This window comes from Klebsiella scottii, from assembly GCF_036561945.1.
GTDB classification, from domain to species: Bacteria; Pseudomonadota; Gammaproteobacteria; order Enterobacterales; family Enterobacteriaceae; genus Klebsiella; species Klebsiella scottii.
In genome coordinates, this window is sequence record NZ_JARXNI010000020.1 from 3,253,632 (window position 1) to 3,270,875 (window position 17,244).

The window sequence follows — 17,244 nt, forward strand, 5'->3', positions numbered from 1 at the left end:
CCTCCTCGTTTACCGTCATTCAGGATTCACGGTCGCCGGGACGCATCGTGGATAACCCACCAGGTACCTGCAGCGTCGGGGTGATCTCAATATTGCCGATATTGACCGCCACCGGCGCGGCGAGGGCAAAGGCCACGCAGTCGGCGATATCTTTTGCTTCCGGCAGCTCGAAACCATCGATAAAGCGACGGCGGGCCTCTTCATGATCGCCGGATACGTTACCGAATATCTCCGTCGCCACCCGCCCCGGGCAAATTTCGGTAATTCGCACCCGCTTGCCGTAGCAATCGACGCGCAGCTGACGCGACAGCGCGTGCACTCCTGCTTTGGTGGCGTGGTAGATGGAATTGCCATTGAAGTTATAAATCGCAGCGATGGAGGTAATATTAATGACGTGGCCGCAGTCGCGCGCCACCATTCCCGGTACCAACAGACGACACAGGTGCAGCACGGCACGCAGGTTGACATCCACCTGGGTGTTGACCCAGTCGGCCTCGGCATCGAGAATCGATCCCGGATGAGAAACGCCGGCGTTGTTCACCAGAATATCGACCTGCAGATCCTGGCACAGTGCGGTCAGCGCCGATAGATCGCCGACGTCGACGGCGTGGGGAATGCAGCCAGTTCTGTCCGCCAGGGCGGCAAGCTGTTCATGGCGACGCGCGACCGCATGGACCTCAATTCCTTCCTGACAAAGGCGTTCGACAATCGCTTCCCCCATCCCAGCGGAAGCGCCGGTCACCAGGGCCACTTTATAATCTGAAAATGGCATATGAGCTTCTCCTGTTGCGGCAGACCGATCTGCCTTTGACGTTGTTTTTCTGACTGTATGCAGTTATGTCCAACGGGGATAAGACATAAATAGTTTGGCCCGATAAGGGGTCCTTATAACTTCGCGGAAGCGGCATCCGTGGGCAGCAGCAGCGCGATCTCGCTGCCGTACTCCAGCCGGCTCCCCGCCTGTGCCACAAGGTTTTTGAGCGTCCCGGCCACCGGGCTGCGCACCGGCAAATAGAGCGGCCCGACCTGCACCAGCGCGAGGATATCGTTCGGCGCAACGCGCTGCCCCTCGCTGACGAACGCCTCCCCATGGCTGGGGTGGCTCAGCAGCAGGCGTCCCGGTATCGGGGAACACACCGATAGCTGACGGGTTTCGGCCGCCGGCGGCGGCAGAGGCGGCGGTTCGGCCATCGTTTTGCCACCGGGGTAGCGCAGGCGAACCGACCAGTCCGCGCCGCGCCATTCAAGCTCCCGTAGTCCGGCGTTATGCATCTTCTGCGCCAGCTGGCGCACGTCCTCAAAAGCTATCAGTTCTTTTTCCATCATGATTCCATCGCGCAAGGGTCAGAGCACGGCAGTGCCGCGCGCCAGAGTAGTGACTCTAGCGCGGGTATCGGACGGGTTGATAAGAGGGTTTCGCTTTGAGGCAATAAGGGGGACTTATTATCCCACCAGGGTTAGCGGCCGGTTGTCCTCAGTCCGCTGCGCCATCAGGGAGAGCAAAATCCCCTTCACCGCTTCCGCGGGCTGCGAAAGCGGCAGATGGTCGGACATACAGAACGAGAGCGAGGTGAGTACATTGGGTTCGACAATTCTCGCCATCCAGGCATTGGCGGGCTGGAGCATGGTGCGCGCCGCGGACTCCGGCATGATGGTGCCGCCGAGATCCGCCGCCAGCGCGGCGTTAAGCGTGGTCAGCGATTCAATCTCGCACTTCACCCGGTAGCTCAGTCCGGCCAGTGTAAAGGCGTCGTCCGCGGCTTTACGCATAATGTTATAAATGCGCGGTAGAAACAGATCGTAGCGGGCGACCTCCGCCAGGGAGATTTCGCGCCGGGGCTCCCCCAGCGTGTGCGGGCAGACGAAAAAAAGCTCCTCTTTCATCAGCGGCAGAAAACGCAAACCGTGAATATCGCGGTCGCCATAAATCACCGCCATATCCATTCGCCCGCTCATGATTAATTCGCTGAGGGTCGTGCCATAGTTTTCATTGAAATAGAGCACGATCCCGGGATGCTGGCGCTGCACTTCGGTCAGCAGCGGGATCGCCAGCAGCTGGGCGGCTGTGCCGGGTGCCAGGCCGACGGAAACCTGGCCGCTCAGGGCCCGGCCCGCGCCATCGATGGCGCTCTGCGCCTGCGCGCACTGGCGTAGAATCGCCTGGGCGTGGGTATAGAGAATTTTCCCGGCATCGGTCGGCGTAACCCCGCGCTTGGTACGAATCAATAGCTGCTGATCGACCTCGCCTTCCAGCGTCGCCAGCTGCTGGCTGAGCGCCGGCTGGGCGATATGCAAAATGTCAGCGGCCTGCGTCAGGCTCCCGACGTCGACAATTTTGATGAAATATTTCAGGCGGCGAAGATTCATAGTAGCTGTCCTACATCAATACGCATCTCTGATGACAAGCAAGATCGGTGCCAGAACCTAAAAGCCCCGCAGGCCGCCGATCGCGCCACCATTTCGGGCAATCCGCTCTTCAGCACTCCCGCGTTTGCACCGTGGGGGGGCATCGGGGCATACGCGCGGCCCCGTTCGCCGGCCGGTCGTCAGCGGGCGATTCCCGTCAGTCATCGCATTGCGTTATGTCCCCACAACAAAGCGCTATTAGCTCGCCGCCTTTGCCCCCCTCTATGCTGGTTGATGTGTATTGACCCCCGCTCGCCGCACGCGGCGGATCGTTCTGCGCCGCGTGCGGGTTTGCTGACCTTATAACCAGGAACCGCAGCCTCATGCCTGATATCGCCGATCGTCTCAAAAATGTTACCGTCTCCGCCTCCGTCGCCATGACGCAAAAAGCGCGCGATCTCACCGCGCAGGGAATCGACGTCGTTGGTCTGTCTACCGGCGAACCGGACTTTCCCACACCGCCTCACGTGATCGATGCCGCCTATGCCGCAGCGTGCGCCGGGGATACCCGCTACCCGCCGACGGACGGCACGCCAGCGTTGCGTGCGGCCATCCAGCGCAAGTTCCTGCGCGACAATGAGCTACGCTACGATATCAGCCAGATCCTGACCGCCGGCGGCGCCCGACAGATTATCTTCAACGCCATGATGGCGACAATTAACCCCGGCGATGAGGTACTCATCCCCATGCCATCCTGGATTAGCTACGCCGACATCGTTAAATTCGCTGGCGGCACACCGGTGCCAGTACCCTGTCATGAAGAGTACGGCTTTAAACCACTGTCGCAGGACGTCGAAGCAGCGATCACGCCGAAGACCAAATGGCTGCTGCTGAATTATCCCAGCAATCCGACCGGATCGGTCGCCACCCATGCCGAACTCCTGGCACTAGGTGAGACGCTGCTGCGTCATCCGCAGATCTGGATCATGACCGACGACATTTATGAGCATCTGTTGTACGACGGGGTGAAATTCTGGACCCTGGCACAGGTGGAGCCCCGGCTGTATGATCGCGTATTGACAGTGAACGGCGTCTCGAAAGCCTATTCAATGACCGGCTGGCGGCTGGGTTTTTGCGGTGGCCCATTGACGCTGATTAAGGCGATGAGCAACGTCAATACGCAAAACAGCGGCGGCGTGGCGACCCTGGCACAGGCGGGGTCCGTCGCCGCACTTGATGGCCCGCAGGATCTGCTGGCAGAACGGGCGGAAATCTATCGCCAGCGCCGCGATTACGTGCTTGAGCGTCTTGCCGGTATTCCCGGTCTGCGATGCCATAAGCCGCAGGGGGCCTTCTATCTGTTCGTCAACATTGAGGCGTTTATCGGAAAAACCAGCGCCAGCGGGCGTTTTATCGCCAGCGACGCCGATTTTGTTATGGCGCTTATCGAAGAGCAACACGTGGTGACGGTACAGGGGGCGGCCTACGGCATGAGCCCCTACTTCCGCCTTTCTTACGCCACCAGTATGGAACGATTGCAAACCGGTTGCGATCGCCTCGCGGCCTTCTGCGCGGGTTGCCGTTAAGCTGTAGCGCGCAGACTGTGCGCGCTAAGCAGAGTGAAATGCCTGCCTGGCGTCTGACCGGCAGGCATTTTTTATCGCGCCTGAGGGCGCGCAGGGATAGATTCATACCTGGCGGGATGGCAAATGGGTTTTGACTGACTGTGGGTCCGAGAGCGCATAGCGTGAAGGGAGAGCAGGTAGTGGTCAGGGGCGCGATTTGCACCCCTCGTCACGGGGAAAGGCTTTACTGCGCCAGCACCTCCGCGGCGGATGCTACCGTCGCGCCGCAGGCTTCAATCTCACTACGAACCAGCGTCGCCAGCGCCAGCGAGCCCGGGGTATCGCTATGGACCAGGATCGAACGCGCACGTATCGACAGCGTATTGCCGCTAAAAGTGGTCACCGTTCCCTGCTGGAGAAACTGACGTACTCTGGCGCGCACCGCCGCTTCCTCTTTGATTAGCGAACCGGCAATACCGCGCGGGACAAGTTGTCCGCGATCGTCGTAGGCCCGGTCAGCGAGAAACAGCGTCAGCGTCGGCAATCCGGCAGCCTGCGCCGCCCGTTCAATTATAGTATCCGGCTGGCAGAAGATAATCAGTTGCGAATCGATCCGGGCGACAGCCTGCATCACCTGCAGCGCCAGCGCATCGTCACGGTTAATCATATTGCCCATTGCCGCGTGAAAACTCAGGTGAACTACCCGGGTACCCTCGGCGCGGGCAATGGCAGAGAGCGCGCCAAGCTGATATACCACCTGCTGGCAGATCTCATCGGCAGAGAACGCCATCTCTTTGCGCCCGAAGCCCTGGCGGTCCGGCAAACCGGGGTGGGCCCCAATCCCCACGCCGCGTACCTTCGCCAGGCGTACCATCCGCGTCATGATCGCCGGATCCCCCGCGTGAAAACCGCAGGCGATGTTGGCGGAAGAGACCTTATCCATTAGCGCTGAATCATCACATAGCTGATAGACGCCAAAACCTTCTCCCATATCAGAGTTCACATCAATTTTCATGCTGAGTTCCTTATAAACCAACGACCCTGATCAGCGGCGCTATGCTGACGCGCAAACGCTGCAGCCAACGTTCAATTTCCTGCCGCACTGCGATGGCGGTAGACGTATCGGTCTGTACCAGTTGAATTGACTGACCCGCCTGGAGCTGGCCCAGACGCCAGAGGTCCTCTTCAATCACGCAGGCAATTTTGGGATAACCTCCCGCGGTGTTGGCATCGCTTAGCTGGATAATCGGTTCGCCGGCCGGCGGAACCTGTACGATGCCCGGTATCAGGCCATAGGAGCGCATTTCAACCGTTTCGGCTGGCAGGATAGGCTCCCCCGCCAGGCGATAGCCGGTTCGGTTGCTGTGCTGCGAAATTTTCCACGCCTGGTTCCAGAAACGCGGTGCATCAGCGGCAAACAGCGGATACTCGCCGGCGGGGATAGCACGGATCTGTACATCGCCCTGTGCGTTGCGCGGGAAAAAGGCGCTTAAGGCCACTTCCGGCGGCTCAATGCCAATCCCGGAATCCGGAAGTGGTGCTCCCTGCCAAGGGCCACAGGACAGCACGTCGCCGCGCTGTAGTTGCCGCCCCTCGAGTCCGCCGAAACCGCCGCGCAGGGCGGTACTGCGCGAGCCCAGAACCTGAGGGACATCAATGCCCCCGGCCACGCATAAGTAGCCGCGTGCGCCGCGACGGGGAAAACGCAACTCCAGCACCTGTCCTTTACGTACCGTGCAGCCCCACCAGGCCGGTAGTTCTTCGCCGTCGAGCCTTGCACGGCAATCGGCGCCGGTGAGCGCGATCCAGGTGTCCGCCAGGAAACGCACGCGGAAGGGAAACATTTGCACTTCGATGGCCGCCGCGTTTTCCTCATTCCCCAGCAGGGTGTTGCCGGCGCGTAGCGCCAGCGGGTCCATCACGCCGCTCACCGAGACGCCGAGGTGGCGCCACGCCGGGCGGCCTAAATCCTGGATCGTATTTAGCGAGGCGCTTTGTTCAATCTCAATCACAGTTCGACTCTCTCAGGCAGAAAACGGATGATATCGCCTGGCGCCATCAGCGCAGGAATGGCAGCATGGGGATTGAATACCTCAATTTCCGCGTAGCCGATAGCGTTCCAGCCGTTCGGCCCGGTCAGCACCGAGACGCCTGCCTGCGGCCCGCCGATGGTGACCGTCCCCTTAAGCATATTCAGCGAAGGCACCTTTTTACGCGGCGTCGCCAGGCGCGGATCCAGACCATGCAGATAGCCGAACCCCGGAGCGCTGCCAAGCGCGACTACGGTATAGACCCCCTGCGAATGCCGACGAATAACTTCCCGGGCGGAAAAACCGGTATGCCGACATACCGCCTCCAGATCGGTGGCGTGTTCCCCGCCGTAGCACACCGGGATATCAATCTGTCGCCCTTCGACGTTGAGCACCTGCGCGGACAGCCAGCACTCGCGCAACCAGCGCTCCACCGCCGTCGGCTCCTCCGGCGTATCGCGTAGCAGTACCAGTAAATTGGTCACACCGGGGATCAAGGATTCCACCTCCGGCCACCGCTGCAGGTTCTGCGCCATAGACCAGATACGGCGCTGCGCCGGAAGGTCAAAGGCGCCAGGCGCTTCGATAAGCCAGGCCCGGCTGCCCATCATGGAGATCCGTGCCGGGGCGCTGGCATGAATTTCAACGCGGCGCTCGGGTAACAACGTTTTCGATGTCGGCGTCATACTTATTCCAGCGGTTCGAACGTGAGGCTGGATAACGGTTGTACCCGTTCTTCGCGGACCATTTTGTATTCGGTGTTCGGTCCAATCCAGGTATTCCAGATCTTGTCGATCGTCCCGTCGTCATCCATAACCTTCAGGCTTTCATTGACGCTGGCCAGCAGTTGCGGTTCACCCTGCTTCATCCCTACGCCGATTGGCTCAAGCGCCATCGGCTCTTTAATCATCGCCAGATTAATGCCGTCCTTTTTTGCCTGGCCGATCATTTTGATACCAGTCATGGTGTTGGTGACGAAACCCAGCACTTTATTCTGTTCAAGGGCAAGGAAGGCCGACGCGGCATCCTGGAAGGTAACCGGTTTGCCCCCCTTCAGCACGATGGATTGTTCAGAGGTGGTGCCCTTGGTGGCGCTGATACGCTTGCCTTTAAAATCGGCGAGGGTTTTATCGGCATTCGCCTCTTTTACCAGCAGCATCTCTTTCGCGACGTAGTAAGGGTCACTGAACTGAATCTGGCGGCCACGCGTTTTGGTATAGGCAAGGTTGGCGATCAGCACGTCGGCTCGCCCCGTGGCGATGATGGCAATACGCGCTTCCACGGAGGTAGGAACCAGCTGCGCCTTGACCCCCATCTGTTTCGCCAGCGAATGACAGAGTTCAACGTCCATCCCGACCAGCTGGCGGGTTTTTGGATCCGGGGCCGAAAACGGCGGCACATCGGAATAGACCGCGCACTTCAGCTCACCGCGTGCATGAATATCCGCCAGCATGTCGGCGCGCGCGGCGCCGGACACCGCTACCAGTGTCAGAACCAGCGCTAAACCCGCATTTCGCTTCAGTTTCATTATTGTTTTCCTCGGTCTGGATAAAAGAGTACCGACACCCGGTAAGAGGTTCCCCGTTTCGCCGGTATAGCTAACCACTTATCGCGACTATATCGACATTGTTTACGTGATGGGTAAGAGGGAAACGCTGTCGGGAGATAGGTGATTTATATGACGGCACCGGCGCGCAGAGATAAGCAAAAATTATCCTGACAGAACAAAATTATCTTATCTGCCTGCCCCTCGCGCCCTCTACTGTAACGCCATGCGCGACACCCACGCCGCGTCCCTCCGCGACCGTTAACCAAAGGTAGTCACATGAATGCCCGACTTGGGATTTATCTAAAAATACTCTCCGCGCTGTGCGCTACGTTAATGCTGGCCTGCGTCAAAGGATTGCAGGGGGCGATTCCCACCGGCGAGGTGATTTTCTTTCGCTCCTTTATCGCCATGTTTCCCCTGCTCATCTGGTTAAAAGCTCAGGGCAACGTGCTGGCCAGTATCAAGACCAAAAATATTTTCGGCCATCTGATTCGCGGCTTTTCCGGTACCGGTGGGATGTACTTCAACTATCTGGCGCTGGTATCGATTTCTCTCGCCGACGCCACCGCCCTGAGCTACGCTGCCCCGCTCTTCACCGTCATCATGGCGGCCCTGCTGCTGAAAGAGCGGGTACGTTTTTCCCGCTGGCTGGGGGTTATTGTCGGTTTTTCCGGCATCCTGTTTATGCTCTCCGCCAGTTTAACCGCCAGCGGTTCTCTGTTCGCCGGCGGCCACCTGCAGTCCGGGATGGCTCTCGGCGTCGCGTTCGCCCTGCTGGCCGCTCTTTGCACCGCCACCTCCAACATTCAGATCCGTTTTCTCAACGGCATTGAAAAACCTGGCGCCATCGTCTTTTACTTCTCGCTGATGACCACCCTGATTGGTCTGGCAACCAGCCTGTTCGGCTGGGCACGGCCCACGCCGGGTCAGCTGCTGTTGCTGGTGGGCTGCGGCTTCTTCGGCGGCATGGCACAGATTCTGGTCACGCTGAGCCTGCGATTTACCGACGCTTCGCTACTGGCGCCGTTTGACTACACCACGCTGGTCTGGTCGATGGTAATCGGTTATCTGTTCTTAAACAGCCTGCCCGGTTCATCAACGCTGATCGGCGCGGGGATCGTAGCGCTGGCGGGGATATTCACCCTGTGGTGCGACCAGCGGCAGCGGCGGGCGCATATCGCGCGCGCCTCTTCCTGACGCTTTCTGACTCTACCTGTGGCCCCGCGCCGGTAGCGCAGGGCTTTTCATCGCCCCGCCTCAGGAATACAGCCCGCGGTCTTTACTTGCCTGTAGGATCCGTTCGCAGGCCAAGGCCCAGGCGGCGGTACGCAGGGGAATTGCCAGCGCCTGCGCTTTCAGCCAGACGCTTTCGATAGCGTGGCGCATAATGGTATCCAGCCTCGCGTCGATCTCCTCTTCGCTCCAGAAAAGGCTGGAGAAATCCTGCACCCACTCGAAATAGCTGACCGTCACCCCGCCGGCGTTGGCAATAACGTCTGGAACCAGCATGATCCCCCGCTCAGCCAGCACATCGTCGGCCTCCGGCAGCGTCGGACCGTTGGCTCCCTCCAGAATAAGGCGACAGCGCAGCCCGACGGCGAGTTCCGCGCTAATCTGCCCCTCCAACGCTGCCGGAATCAATATCTCGTACTCGAGACGCCAGAAAGCCTCGTCCGCCACGCTATCGGCGCCGGGGAAACCGGCTATCGTGCCGTGAGCCTGCTGCCACGCCTGCAGCGCCGGGATATCGAGCCCGTTATGCTGATACAGCGTCGCACGATGATCCTGTACAGCCACCACCCGCGCGCCGGCGGCATGAAACAACCCGGCGCTGACGCTACCCACATTGCCAAACCCCTGCACCGCAACCCGGCTTTGCGCCACGGAGAGTCCCATTTTTTCCGCGATGTAACAGCCGGTGATAAACACTCCGCGCCCGGTAGCCTGCACCCGCCCCAGCGATCCGCCGAGGTGGATCGGTTTCCCCGTCACCACGCCGGCCGCGGCTGTTCCGGCGTTGCGTGACCAGGTATCCATCATCCAGGTCATGACCTGGGCGTTAGTGCCGACATCCGGCGCCGGAATATCCTGCCGTGGGCCGATCACCCTGCTGATTTCACAAGTGTAGCGGCGGGTCAAACGCTCCAGCTCTCTGTCGGATAGCGTCGTCGGGTTGACGCGCACACCGCCTTTCGCCCCGCCGAACGGCAGATTGAGCGCCGCGCATTTCACGGTCATCCACGCCGCCAGCGCCATCACCTCCTGCAGGCTGACGTCGGGGTGATAGCGCACGCCCCCCTTGCCAGGTCCGCGGGAGAGATTATGCTGAACGCGATAGCCTTCAAAATGGCGAATCGTCCCGTCATCCATTTCCAGAGGAACATCGACAATCAGCGCCCTTTCCGGGTGGCGCAGGGTATCCGCCCAGCGATTGAGATCGCCGGGCAGCGGCAGAACACGTTCCACCTGGGAGAGATAGATAGCCCAGGCGCAATGGCTCTCACCCGTCACATAAGAGAGTGCAGACACAACTTACCTCCGGTTTTCCAGTAGTGATAGCGATAGATGAAGAAAGCCGCCCGGAGGCGGCTTTGCGGCGAAGTTCAGCGACTGAGCTCCAGTTTCTTTTCCAGATAATGGATGTTGCTGCCGCCGGCGCGAAAATGGTCATCCGCCATGATCCGCCGCTGTAGTTCAACGTTGGTTTTGATGCCGTCGATCGCCAGTTCGCTCAGGGCATGTTCCATCCGCGCAATGGCGTCATTCCGGCTATCGCCGATGACGATCAGTTTGCCAATCATCGAGTCGTAGTACGGCGGGACGCAGTAGCCTGCGTAGATATGAGATTCCCAGCGTACGCCGAAGCCACCTGGCGCATGAAAACGGGTAATTTTGCCGGGGCTAGGCATGAAGGTGTGCGGGTCTTCGGCGTTAATACGGCATTCAATCGCATGACCGCGTACGCTCACCTGCTGCTGGCTGATGGAGAGCGGCAATCCGGCGGCAATCCTCAACTGCTCTTTAATCAGGTCAATGCCGGTGATCATTTCCGTCACCGGATGCTCCACCTGAATGCGGGTATTCATTTCGATAAAATAAAACTCACCCTGCTCATAGAGAAATTCAAAGGTACCGGCGCCGCGATAGCCGATGTCCAGACAGGCTTTGGCACAGCGCTCGCCGATAGCCTGGCGGATCTCCTCGGTGATCCCCGGCGCAGGGGCCTCCTCCACCACCTTCTGGTGACGACGCTGCATTGAGCAATCGCGCTCGGCAAGATAAATCGCCTGCCCTTGTCCATCGGCCAGAATCTGGATTTCAATATGGCGCGGGTTCTCCAGATACTTTTCCATGTAGACCATACCATTGTTGAACGCCGCTTTTGCCTCGGCGCGCGTCATGTCGATGGCCTGCGCCAGCTCTTTCTCTTCACGGACAACCCGCATCCCGCGCCCACCACCGCCGCCGGAGGCTTTGACGATGATCGGGTAACCGATCCCTGCTGCCAGCCGGCGATTCTTCTCCTGGTTATCGTCCAGCGGGCCGTCGGATCCCGGCACGCACGGCACCCCGGCTTGCTTCATCGCCTGAATAGCAGAGACCTTGTCTCCCATCAGACGGATGGTTTCCGCTTTCGGGCCGATAAACACGAACCCTGAGCGCTCCACCTGTTCGGCAAAATCTGCATTTTCTGCCAGAAAACCATAACCGGGATGAATGGCCGCCGCACCCGTCACTTCAGCAGCCGAAATTACCGCCGGAATATTGAGATAGCTTTTGGCGGATGACGGCGGACCAATACAGACGCTTTCATCGGCCAGCAGCACGTGTTTTAACTCACGGTCGGCGGTAGAGTGGACGGCAACCGAGCGAATGTTAAGCTCCCGACAGGCGCGCAGAATACGCAGCGCGATTTCGCCGCGATTGGCAATCACGATTTTGTCCAGCATGAGATCCCCTATTCAATCACTATCAGCGGCTGGTCGAACTCAACCGGTTGACCATCAGTAGCCAGAATCGTTTTAACGATCCCGCTGTTCTCTGCCGAGATCTGATTCATCATCTTCATCGCTTCGACGATGCACAGGGTATCGCCAATGTTAACCTGCTGACCCACAGCCACGAATGGCGCCGAACCGGGTCCCGGTGAGAGATAAAAGGTTCCCACCATCGGGGACACCGTGATGTGTTCCGTCGCTGGGCCAGGCGCGATAACCTGCGCCTCCGTGGCCTGAATCGGAATATCCGGCTGCGGCTGAACGACGGCCACGGATACGGCGGACGGCCCAACCGCCGTGGGGCTGGAGATGGCGCGGCTGATACGCACGGAGCTTGCCCCTTCGGCAATTTCCAGTTCGCCAATATCGGAGGCTTCAACCAGGGCGATCAATTTTTCAATGCTGGCAATATCCATAAGTTTCGGGTTCCGCAGAAATAGGAAATGATGTACCCGATTGCGCAATCAGCGGTGATGCAGTTATAGCAGAGCTGGTGGGCGATATTTCATAGGAACTTCAGGTGGTGGGATAAGAAAATATGAGGGTCAAAACTGGCAACGGACGAACCTCTTGCTATCTAGGTTATCGTCTGAAGTAGGGGATCGCCTGGAAAACGGAAAATATCATACGGTAAAGCTGTTTTTAAATAAAACGAAGCTGATAGACCGCTTTGAGCGAACAGCGAACGTCGGTTACTGGACTGACCCCGCCTTTATTATTCAATCCGCCTCACGTCGGGATGCTTTTCCGTTGCTGCCTCGTGAAAAATATCACCCAGCCAGCCCGGAATCTCGGTTTCTGTAAGATCGTCGGGGATAATGACTTCATGCAATCGGGAAAATTTTCGCTCCGTCAGGTCAGCACGAAATATCAGCCAGCGCTCACCTTCACGCTTAACCCCTATATGTCGGCCAAATACATCGTAAATCAGCATCGTTACCTTCTTTTAGCCCCGCGTTGAACCCTTAGGTTCCTACCTTAGCTGAATCACTATTAAAAACGAAGACGTCAGTTTTATCGCCCTGCGCTGCGATAAACCGCGGTCACTCCTCATTGCGTCCCCGATCATTCCCCCGATATCTATCACTTTTCGATCCGAATTTTCATCTTATTCTCACACTTTGTTACACCATGTTTCAGGGGTGACACATTCAAAAAATAGGATTACTCTTACCCCACTTTTTTTAACCCTCTGAGAATTCAATGAATAAACTAATCTTTGCCGCTGTCATTCTTTCTTCAGCCCTTCTTGGCGGCTGTGCCTCGGTCCCTTTAGCCAGCAATGCTGAAAATACGACGGCTAAATCATTCCCTGCTCCGGAAAATGGTAAGGCTGGTCTCTACGTGTACAGGGACAGCTTTGTCGGAAAAGCGTTAAAAAAAGACGTTTATCTTGATGGCCGCTGTCTCGGCGAAACCGCCGACAGAGTCTTTTTCTATCAGCAAATATCGGCCAGCCAGCCGCATACGCTGGGGACAGAATCTGAGTTCTCGCCAAATAACCTGACGCTCAATGTCACCCCAGGCAAGAACTACTTTGTCCGCCAGTACATTAAAATGGGCGTTTTCGTCGGCGGCGCCGGGCTGGAACAGGTTCCTGAAAGCGAAGGTATGCGCGTCGTTTCCAAACCGGAAGTTAAGTTAGCGGTACCGGGTAAGTGCGATAACTAATCGGCTACGATTGTATGCTACTGGCATCCAGCCCCTGTCGGCGGCTGGATGTTGTTTTACCGCTCCGCGCCAGAAGATGGCATGGAGGGAAGCCCCGGCCAGCGCCTTAACTCCGCTCATAAAGAAGGCTAATGCCGGTAGGAAGTTTAGGGCCAGGAGCCATCATCGCTACCGTCAGGACGCGGCAATCCGCGCTGAGTTCGTCAACCAAGATCATCTACGCATATAACAGCGCGGGCATCTGTCTTTATCGCAGGTCAGTGAACGCACTGAATCCCCTTCCGGATATGCAAAAGGACGTAACAGGCTCAAATAGATATTTCCCAATAAACACTGGGTGACTTTATCTAAAACCAACGCATTGGTTATTATGCTTGCGTAACGGCTTAATTAACACAGAGCGAGGTAGAATATAGTGCATGAGATAATAAATTAATCAATTACTCCATTAAATTTTCGATACCTGAGCGGTGGTAACCTATAATTATTTGAAAATACTCTTGTAAAGGTCTGCTGAGAATCAAATCCATACTTAAAAGCAATTTCCATTATCGATTCGTCGGTTTCGACAAGATCTTTTGCCGCGAGGGACAGTCGCCGATCGCGAATATATTTACCAAGGCTAATGCGTTTAACCTGAAAGAATATCCGCTGAAGATGCCATTTAGAGTAGCCAGCCCTGGCGGCAACATCCTCGATCCTCAGCGGTTGATGTAAATTTGAATCAATCCATTGAGTTATCTCATCGATGATGTCTTCTGTTCTGAACATAAATTGACGCTCATTATGAAAGGTTTATGACACCATCCCTCTCAGGATACTTATGATTTATTTGTAGATTTCTGCTACGCCGTGCAGTCGATTATTTCCTGTTGTTGACAGAATCTTGAACGAGGTTGCCCCTTGCTCATCAGCCTTGCGAGAAAGCTCATTCGATAAATCATCAAGCGTATAGGCGTTGCTGGCCGAGACTACGCCAATTCTCTCCTTGCCATCGGCATGGTTAATTTCCTGTGCCGCAGATGCGGCATTCACTGAAAGGAAGCCCATGAACAATGTAGTAATAAGTAGCGTTTTCATGCTGTGTACCTCTGTCAAAAAATGTATATTCCAGAGCTTCCGCTATGAGAAGTCCCCTCTGGCCGCCAAAATAAATATACAGATCTTAGCTGTCATAAGACTGACCGTGATATGACAAAATTGTCAGAGTAATTAAATTGATTTAGCGTGTTTTGAAAACAGATTTAGCTCGTTAATAACGCATTGTGGTTCTTCATTGAGAGGCATATTGTCCAGATCTAAAATGCCCTCATTTCTTTGGGGATTATCAGCCTGCAGGTCAGCAAACAGCGGCATGAGATCCTGCTGCTCTTCCCCTTGCTCAGCCACCAGCTCAAGGGTTTTATTTTTTGCCGCATCGCAGGTCAGGGCATTAACCAGCACCCGGGCGATTTGTTCTCTGGAGATCACGCCATCCTCCGGCGTTCCGGCATGGCGTCGATCGCCCTGGAGCATAACGATCCTCTGCTCATCATCGTTGTTGTAATCAAACCAGCCCGGTCTGACGATGGTGTAGGGATGACCGCTTGCCCTGACCAGACGCTCGGCGCGCCTCTTCCAGTCATGAACCTCGGTGCGTTGATTCCAGGTGCTGAGCCGCTCAGTGACGCCAATCGTTGTCATTAAGGCAATGCGGACAGGCCTCTCTATGAACATTCTCAGGATATTACGCACGCCGCCATAATCGATCGCTCTGGCACCGATACGCCCCTGCCCATCCGAACCGAGCGTAAAAATAACGGCATCAATATCTTTCGCCACATCAGCCAGCGTTTCAGGCAGCGAAACGTCCCCGTAAAAAACATCGGTTCCGCGAGGAAGCAATTTCACTTTGCGCCGGTTTCTGACAAGGGCCACGGGCTGATGGCCCATTTCAATTACGCTGTTCATGACGTGAAGCCCTATGCTTCCTGTCGCGCCGGCAACGAGTATTTTCATAGTAAACCTTTTGATAATTCAGATATATTTTTTAATACAAAGAGAATATCAATTATCATTATTGTCAGTAACAGGGCTAAAATGATTGTGTCTATGAACGCCCTTCATGAGTGCTTTTGGGGGGGAATGCCTCAATAAGGGAATCGCCAATGCTCAAAGAAAACTTCAACGAACTCCAAATCTTCCTTGTGGTGGCAAGAGAGCGAAGCTTTACCAAAGCTGCGGGTAAGCTCGGCGTTTCCCAGTCAGCGCTCAGCCACGCGATGAAAGCGTTGGAAGAACGATTAAACATCCGTCTTTTGACCCGAACCACCCGCAGCGTTGCCCCCACGGAAGCTGGTGAGAGAATTATTGCCTGCCTTGAACCTCGTATTGCCGATCTTGAGCAGGAGCTGGAGTCGCTTGTTCAACTGAACGGCACTGCCTCGGGTAATATCCGTTTATCTGCCGGGGAGCACGCCGCGCGAAGTCTCGTATGGCCGAAGCTAAAACCCTTTCTCAGGGAATATCCGGAAATCAATGTCGAACTGGTCGTTGATAATGGTTTTGTCGATATTGTTGAGGGGCGTTTTGACGCCGGGATCCGCCTGGGCGAAAGCGTGGATAAGGACATGATCGCCGTCAAGATAGGCGCGGATATGCGTATGGCGGTGGTCGGTGCTCCGGCATATTTCGCCGCTAACCCCGCGCCTGAAACGCCGCACCAGCTACAAAACCATCGCTGTATTAATATGCGTTTGCCCACCGCCGGCGGCCTTTATCACTGGGAGTTCGAGAAGGACGGGAAACCGCTACGCGTCAGAGTTGAAGGACAAGTGACGTTTAACCTGCTGGCGGAAAGAATAGATGCCGTTCTATCGGGTTTTGGCATCGCCTGCATTCCGGAAGATATGGTCCAGGGTTATATCCGGTCAGGGGAGCTCATCCAGATTCTGCAGGAGTGGTGCCCTTCTTTCCCCGGATACTATCTTTATTACCCTAGCCGCAAGCAGCACCCGCCCGCCTTTGCGTTAATGATCGATGCCCTTCGCTACGCGGAATAGCTGGTCCGCAGCTCGCGGCGAACCAGCCAGGGTCTTAGCGGCCTACGCGGGCCTGATGCTCAGGCGAGTAACGCTCGCCGACGATTTTTATCGTCTCAAGCGCCTGGGTGACCTGGCGTAAATCATCCTGAGAAAGGATAATCTCGGCGGCGCTCAGGTTTTCCTCCAGACGGTGCAGTTTGGTCGTACCGGGGATGGGGGCAATCCACGGTTTTTGTGCCAGCAGCCATGCCAGCGCAATTTGCGCAGACGTCACACCTTTTTCGCCTGCCAGTTCACCCAGTAAAGCGACCAGCTTTTCATTGGCTTCAATCGCATGCGCGGCAAAACGCGGTACCGTACTGCGATAATCGTCCTTACCAAACGAGGTCCCGGCCTTGATCGATCCGGTGAGGAATCCTTTACCTAGCGGACTGAACGGCACGAACCCGATGCCCAGTTCCTCCAGCAGCGGCAGGATCTCCCGTTCAGGCTCGCGCCACCACATGGAATATTCGCTTTGCAGGGCAGTGACCGGTTGTACGCTATGCGCACGTCGGATGGTCTGCGCCCCCGCTTCGGAGAGGCCGAAGTGTTTGACCTTTCCTTCTGCAATCAGATCTTTTACCGTTCCCGCAACATCTTCAATGGGAACATCCGGATCGACGCGATGCTGATACAGCAGATCGATAACCTCGGTTTTGAGGCGGCGTAATGATCCTTCAACGGCTTCGCGGATATGCTCCGGCCGGCTGTTTAAAATCTGCTGCCTGTTGTCATCCCCGAAGGTAAAGCCAAATTTGGTGGCGATGACCACGCGATCGCGAAACGGTTTTAAGGCTTCGCCGACAACCTCTTCATTTAGATACGGGCCATACACTTCGGCGGTATCGAAGAAGGTGACGCCGCGTTCAACCGCAGCACGAATGAGTTCGATAGCCTGACGGGTATCTGTCGCCGGGCCGTAGCCGTGGCTAAGCCCCATGCAACCGAGTCCGAGGGCCGATACTTCCAGTCCGGACTTACCCAGATAACGTTTTTGCATTTAATAAGTACCTCTGTTGT

At 56.6% G+C, this 17,244-nt stretch carries 19 protein-coding genes; 4 read left to right on the forward strand and 15 right to left on the reverse strand.

Annotated elements, in window-relative coordinates; translation table 11 throughout:
- Positions 1-19: 19 nt before the first annotated feature.
- The 3 genes from QFI97_RS22975 to nac all read right to left on the reverse strand — a co-directional run bounded on the left by QFI97_RS22975 (position 20) and on the right by nac (position 2,367).
- On the reverse strand, positions 20-772 hold the full coding sequence (locus tag QFI97_RS22975) for an SDR family oxidoreductase (protein ID WP_331833619.1): 753 nt from the start codon (positions 770-772) through the stop codon (positions 20-22).
- A 113-nt stretch (positions 773-885) separates the two neighbouring features.
- Entirely contained in the window at positions 886-1,323 is a 438-nt protein-coding gene (locus QFI97_RS22980) for an acetyl-CoA carboxylase biotin carboxyl carrier protein (protein ID WP_095105494.1), read from the reverse strand.
- A gap of 120 nt (positions 1,324-1,443) precedes the next feature.
- Positions 1,444-2,367: a nitrogen assimilation transcriptional regulator NAC gene (gene nac, locus QFI97_RS22985; protein WP_346432046.1), complete on the reverse strand. Its 924-nt coding sequence runs from the start codon at positions 2,365-2,367 to the stop codon at positions 1,444-1,446.
- Positions 2,368-2,729: 362 nt separating this feature from the next.
- On the opposite strand from nac, the gene QFI97_RS22990 reads away from it, so the two are divergent.
- Positions 2,730-3,932 carry a pyridoxal phosphate-dependent aminotransferase gene (locus QFI97_RS22990; RefSeq protein WP_331833621.1) on the forward strand — a complete coding sequence of 401 codons (1,203 nt, stop codon included), beginning with the start codon at positions 2,730-2,732 and terminating at the stop codon, positions 3,930-3,932.
- A 223-nt stretch (positions 3,933-4,155) separates the two neighbouring features.
- On the opposite strand, the gene QFI97_RS22995 is transcribed toward QFI97_RS22990, so the two are convergent.
- The 4 genes from QFI97_RS22995 to QFI97_RS23010 are packed head-to-tail and all read right to left on the reverse strand — an operon-like array spanning position 4,156 to position 7,469.
- On the reverse strand, positions 4,156-4,926 hold the full coding sequence (locus tag QFI97_RS22995; protein ID WP_021312346.1) for a 5-oxoprolinase subunit PxpA: 771 nt from the start codon (positions 4,924-4,926) through the stop codon (positions 4,156-4,158).
- 10 nt (positions 4,927-4,936) lie between these two features.
- Positions 4,937-5,923: a 5-oxoprolinase subunit C family protein gene (locus QFI97_RS23000; protein WP_095105488.1), complete on the reverse strand. Its 987-nt coding sequence runs from the start codon at positions 5,921-5,923 to the stop codon at positions 4,937-4,939.
- Positions 5,920-6,627 (reverse strand): 5-oxoprolinase subunit PxpB, encoded by a 708-nt coding sequence (gene pxpB / locus QFI97_RS23005; protein WP_346432047.1) that lies wholly within the window; start codon positions 6,625-6,627, stop codon positions 5,920-5,922. Before pxpB ends, QFI97_RS23000 begins: the two co-directional genes overlap by 4 nt.
- Before the next feature lie 2 nt (positions 6,628-6,629).
- Complete coding sequence (locus QFI97_RS23010) at positions 6,630-7,469, reverse strand: ABC transporter substrate-binding protein (protein WP_095105485.1); 840 nt, start codon at positions 7,467-7,469, stop codon at positions 6,630-6,632.
- A gap of 297 nt (positions 7,470-7,766) precedes the next feature.
- Here QFI97_RS23010 and QFI97_RS23015 point away from each other — a divergent pair, with 297 nt between their 5' ends.
- The gene (locus QFI97_RS23015; protein ID WP_331833624.1) at positions 7,767-8,687 is read left to right on the forward strand and encodes a DMT family transporter; all 921 of its coding nucleotides are present in this window, start codon (positions 7,767-7,769) and stop codon (positions 8,685-8,687) included.
- Between the two features lie 60 nt (positions 8,688-8,747).
- Here QFI97_RS23015 and QFI97_RS23020 read toward each other — a convergent pair whose 3' ends face one another.
- The 4 genes from QFI97_RS23020 to QFI97_RS23035 all read right to left on the reverse strand — a co-directional run bounded on the left by QFI97_RS23020 (position 8,748) and on the right by QFI97_RS23035 (position 12,422).
- Complete coding sequence (locus QFI97_RS23020; RefSeq protein ID WP_095105483.1) at positions 8,748-10,019, reverse strand: Glu/Leu/Phe/Val family dehydrogenase; 1,272 nt, start codon at positions 10,017-10,019, stop codon at positions 8,748-8,750.
- Between the two features lie 74 nt (positions 10,020-10,093).
- Complete coding sequence (gene accC / locus QFI97_RS23025) at positions 10,094-11,440, reverse strand: acetyl-CoA carboxylase biotin carboxylase subunit (RefSeq protein ID WP_331833625.1); 1,347 nt, start codon at positions 11,438-11,440, stop codon at positions 10,094-10,096.
- A gap of 8 nt (positions 11,441-11,448) precedes the next feature.
- Complete coding sequence (accB, locus tag QFI97_RS23030) at positions 11,449-11,904, reverse strand: acetyl-CoA carboxylase biotin carboxyl carrier protein (RefSeq protein WP_095105480.1); 456 nt, start codon at positions 11,902-11,904, stop codon at positions 11,449-11,451.
- A gap of 299 nt (positions 11,905-12,203) precedes the next feature.
- A complete protein-coding gene (locus tag QFI97_RS23035) occupies positions 12,204-12,422 on the reverse strand; it encodes a DUF7661 family protein (protein ID WP_095105479.1) in 219 nt (72 codons plus the stop codon).
- A 269-nt stretch (positions 12,423-12,691) separates the two neighbouring features.
- Here QFI97_RS23035 and QFI97_RS23040 point away from each other — a divergent pair, with 269 nt between their 5' ends.
- On the forward strand, positions 12,692-13,159 hold the full coding sequence (locus QFI97_RS23040) for a DUF2846 domain-containing protein (RefSeq protein WP_095105478.1): 468 nt from the start codon (positions 12,692-12,694) through the stop codon (positions 13,157-13,159).
- Positions 13,160-13,591: 432 nt separating this feature from the next.
- Here QFI97_RS23040 and QFI97_RS23045 read toward each other — a convergent pair whose 3' ends face one another.
- The 3 genes from QFI97_RS23045 to QFI97_RS23055 form a co-directional block, all read right to left on the reverse strand.
- Positions 13,592-13,930, reverse strand: coding sequence for a helix-turn-helix domain-containing protein (locus tag QFI97_RS23045; RefSeq protein WP_095105476.1), 339 nt, complete (start codon positions 13,928-13,930; stop codon positions 13,592-13,594).
- A gap of 57 nt (positions 13,931-13,987) precedes the next feature.
- Positions 13,988-14,239 carry a YdgH/BhsA/McbA family protein gene (locus QFI97_RS23050; RefSeq protein ID WP_331833626.1) on the reverse strand — a complete coding sequence of 84 codons (252 nt, stop codon included), beginning with the start codon at positions 14,237-14,239 and terminating at the stop codon, positions 13,988-13,990.
- A gap of 132 nt (positions 14,240-14,371) precedes the next feature.
- Positions 14,372-15,157, reverse strand: coding sequence for an SDR family oxidoreductase (locus tag QFI97_RS23055; RefSeq protein WP_095105471.1), 786 nt, complete (start codon positions 15,155-15,157; stop codon positions 14,372-14,374).
- A 149-nt stretch (positions 15,158-15,306) separates the two neighbouring features.
- Here QFI97_RS23055 and QFI97_RS23060 point away from each other — a divergent pair, with 149 nt between their 5' ends.
- On the forward strand, positions 15,307-16,200 hold the full coding sequence (locus QFI97_RS23060) for a LysR family transcriptional regulator (RefSeq protein WP_095105469.1): 894 nt from the start codon (positions 15,307-15,309) through the stop codon (positions 16,198-16,200).
- Positions 16,201-16,234: 34 nt separating this feature from the next.
- Here QFI97_RS23060 and QFI97_RS23065 read toward each other — a convergent pair whose 3' ends face one another.
- Positions 16,235-17,224 (reverse strand): aldo/keto reductase, encoded by a 990-nt coding sequence (locus tag QFI97_RS23065; RefSeq protein ID WP_095105467.1) that lies wholly within the window; start codon positions 17,222-17,224, stop codon positions 16,235-16,237.
- Between the last annotated feature and the right edge of the window lie 20 nt (positions 17,225-17,244).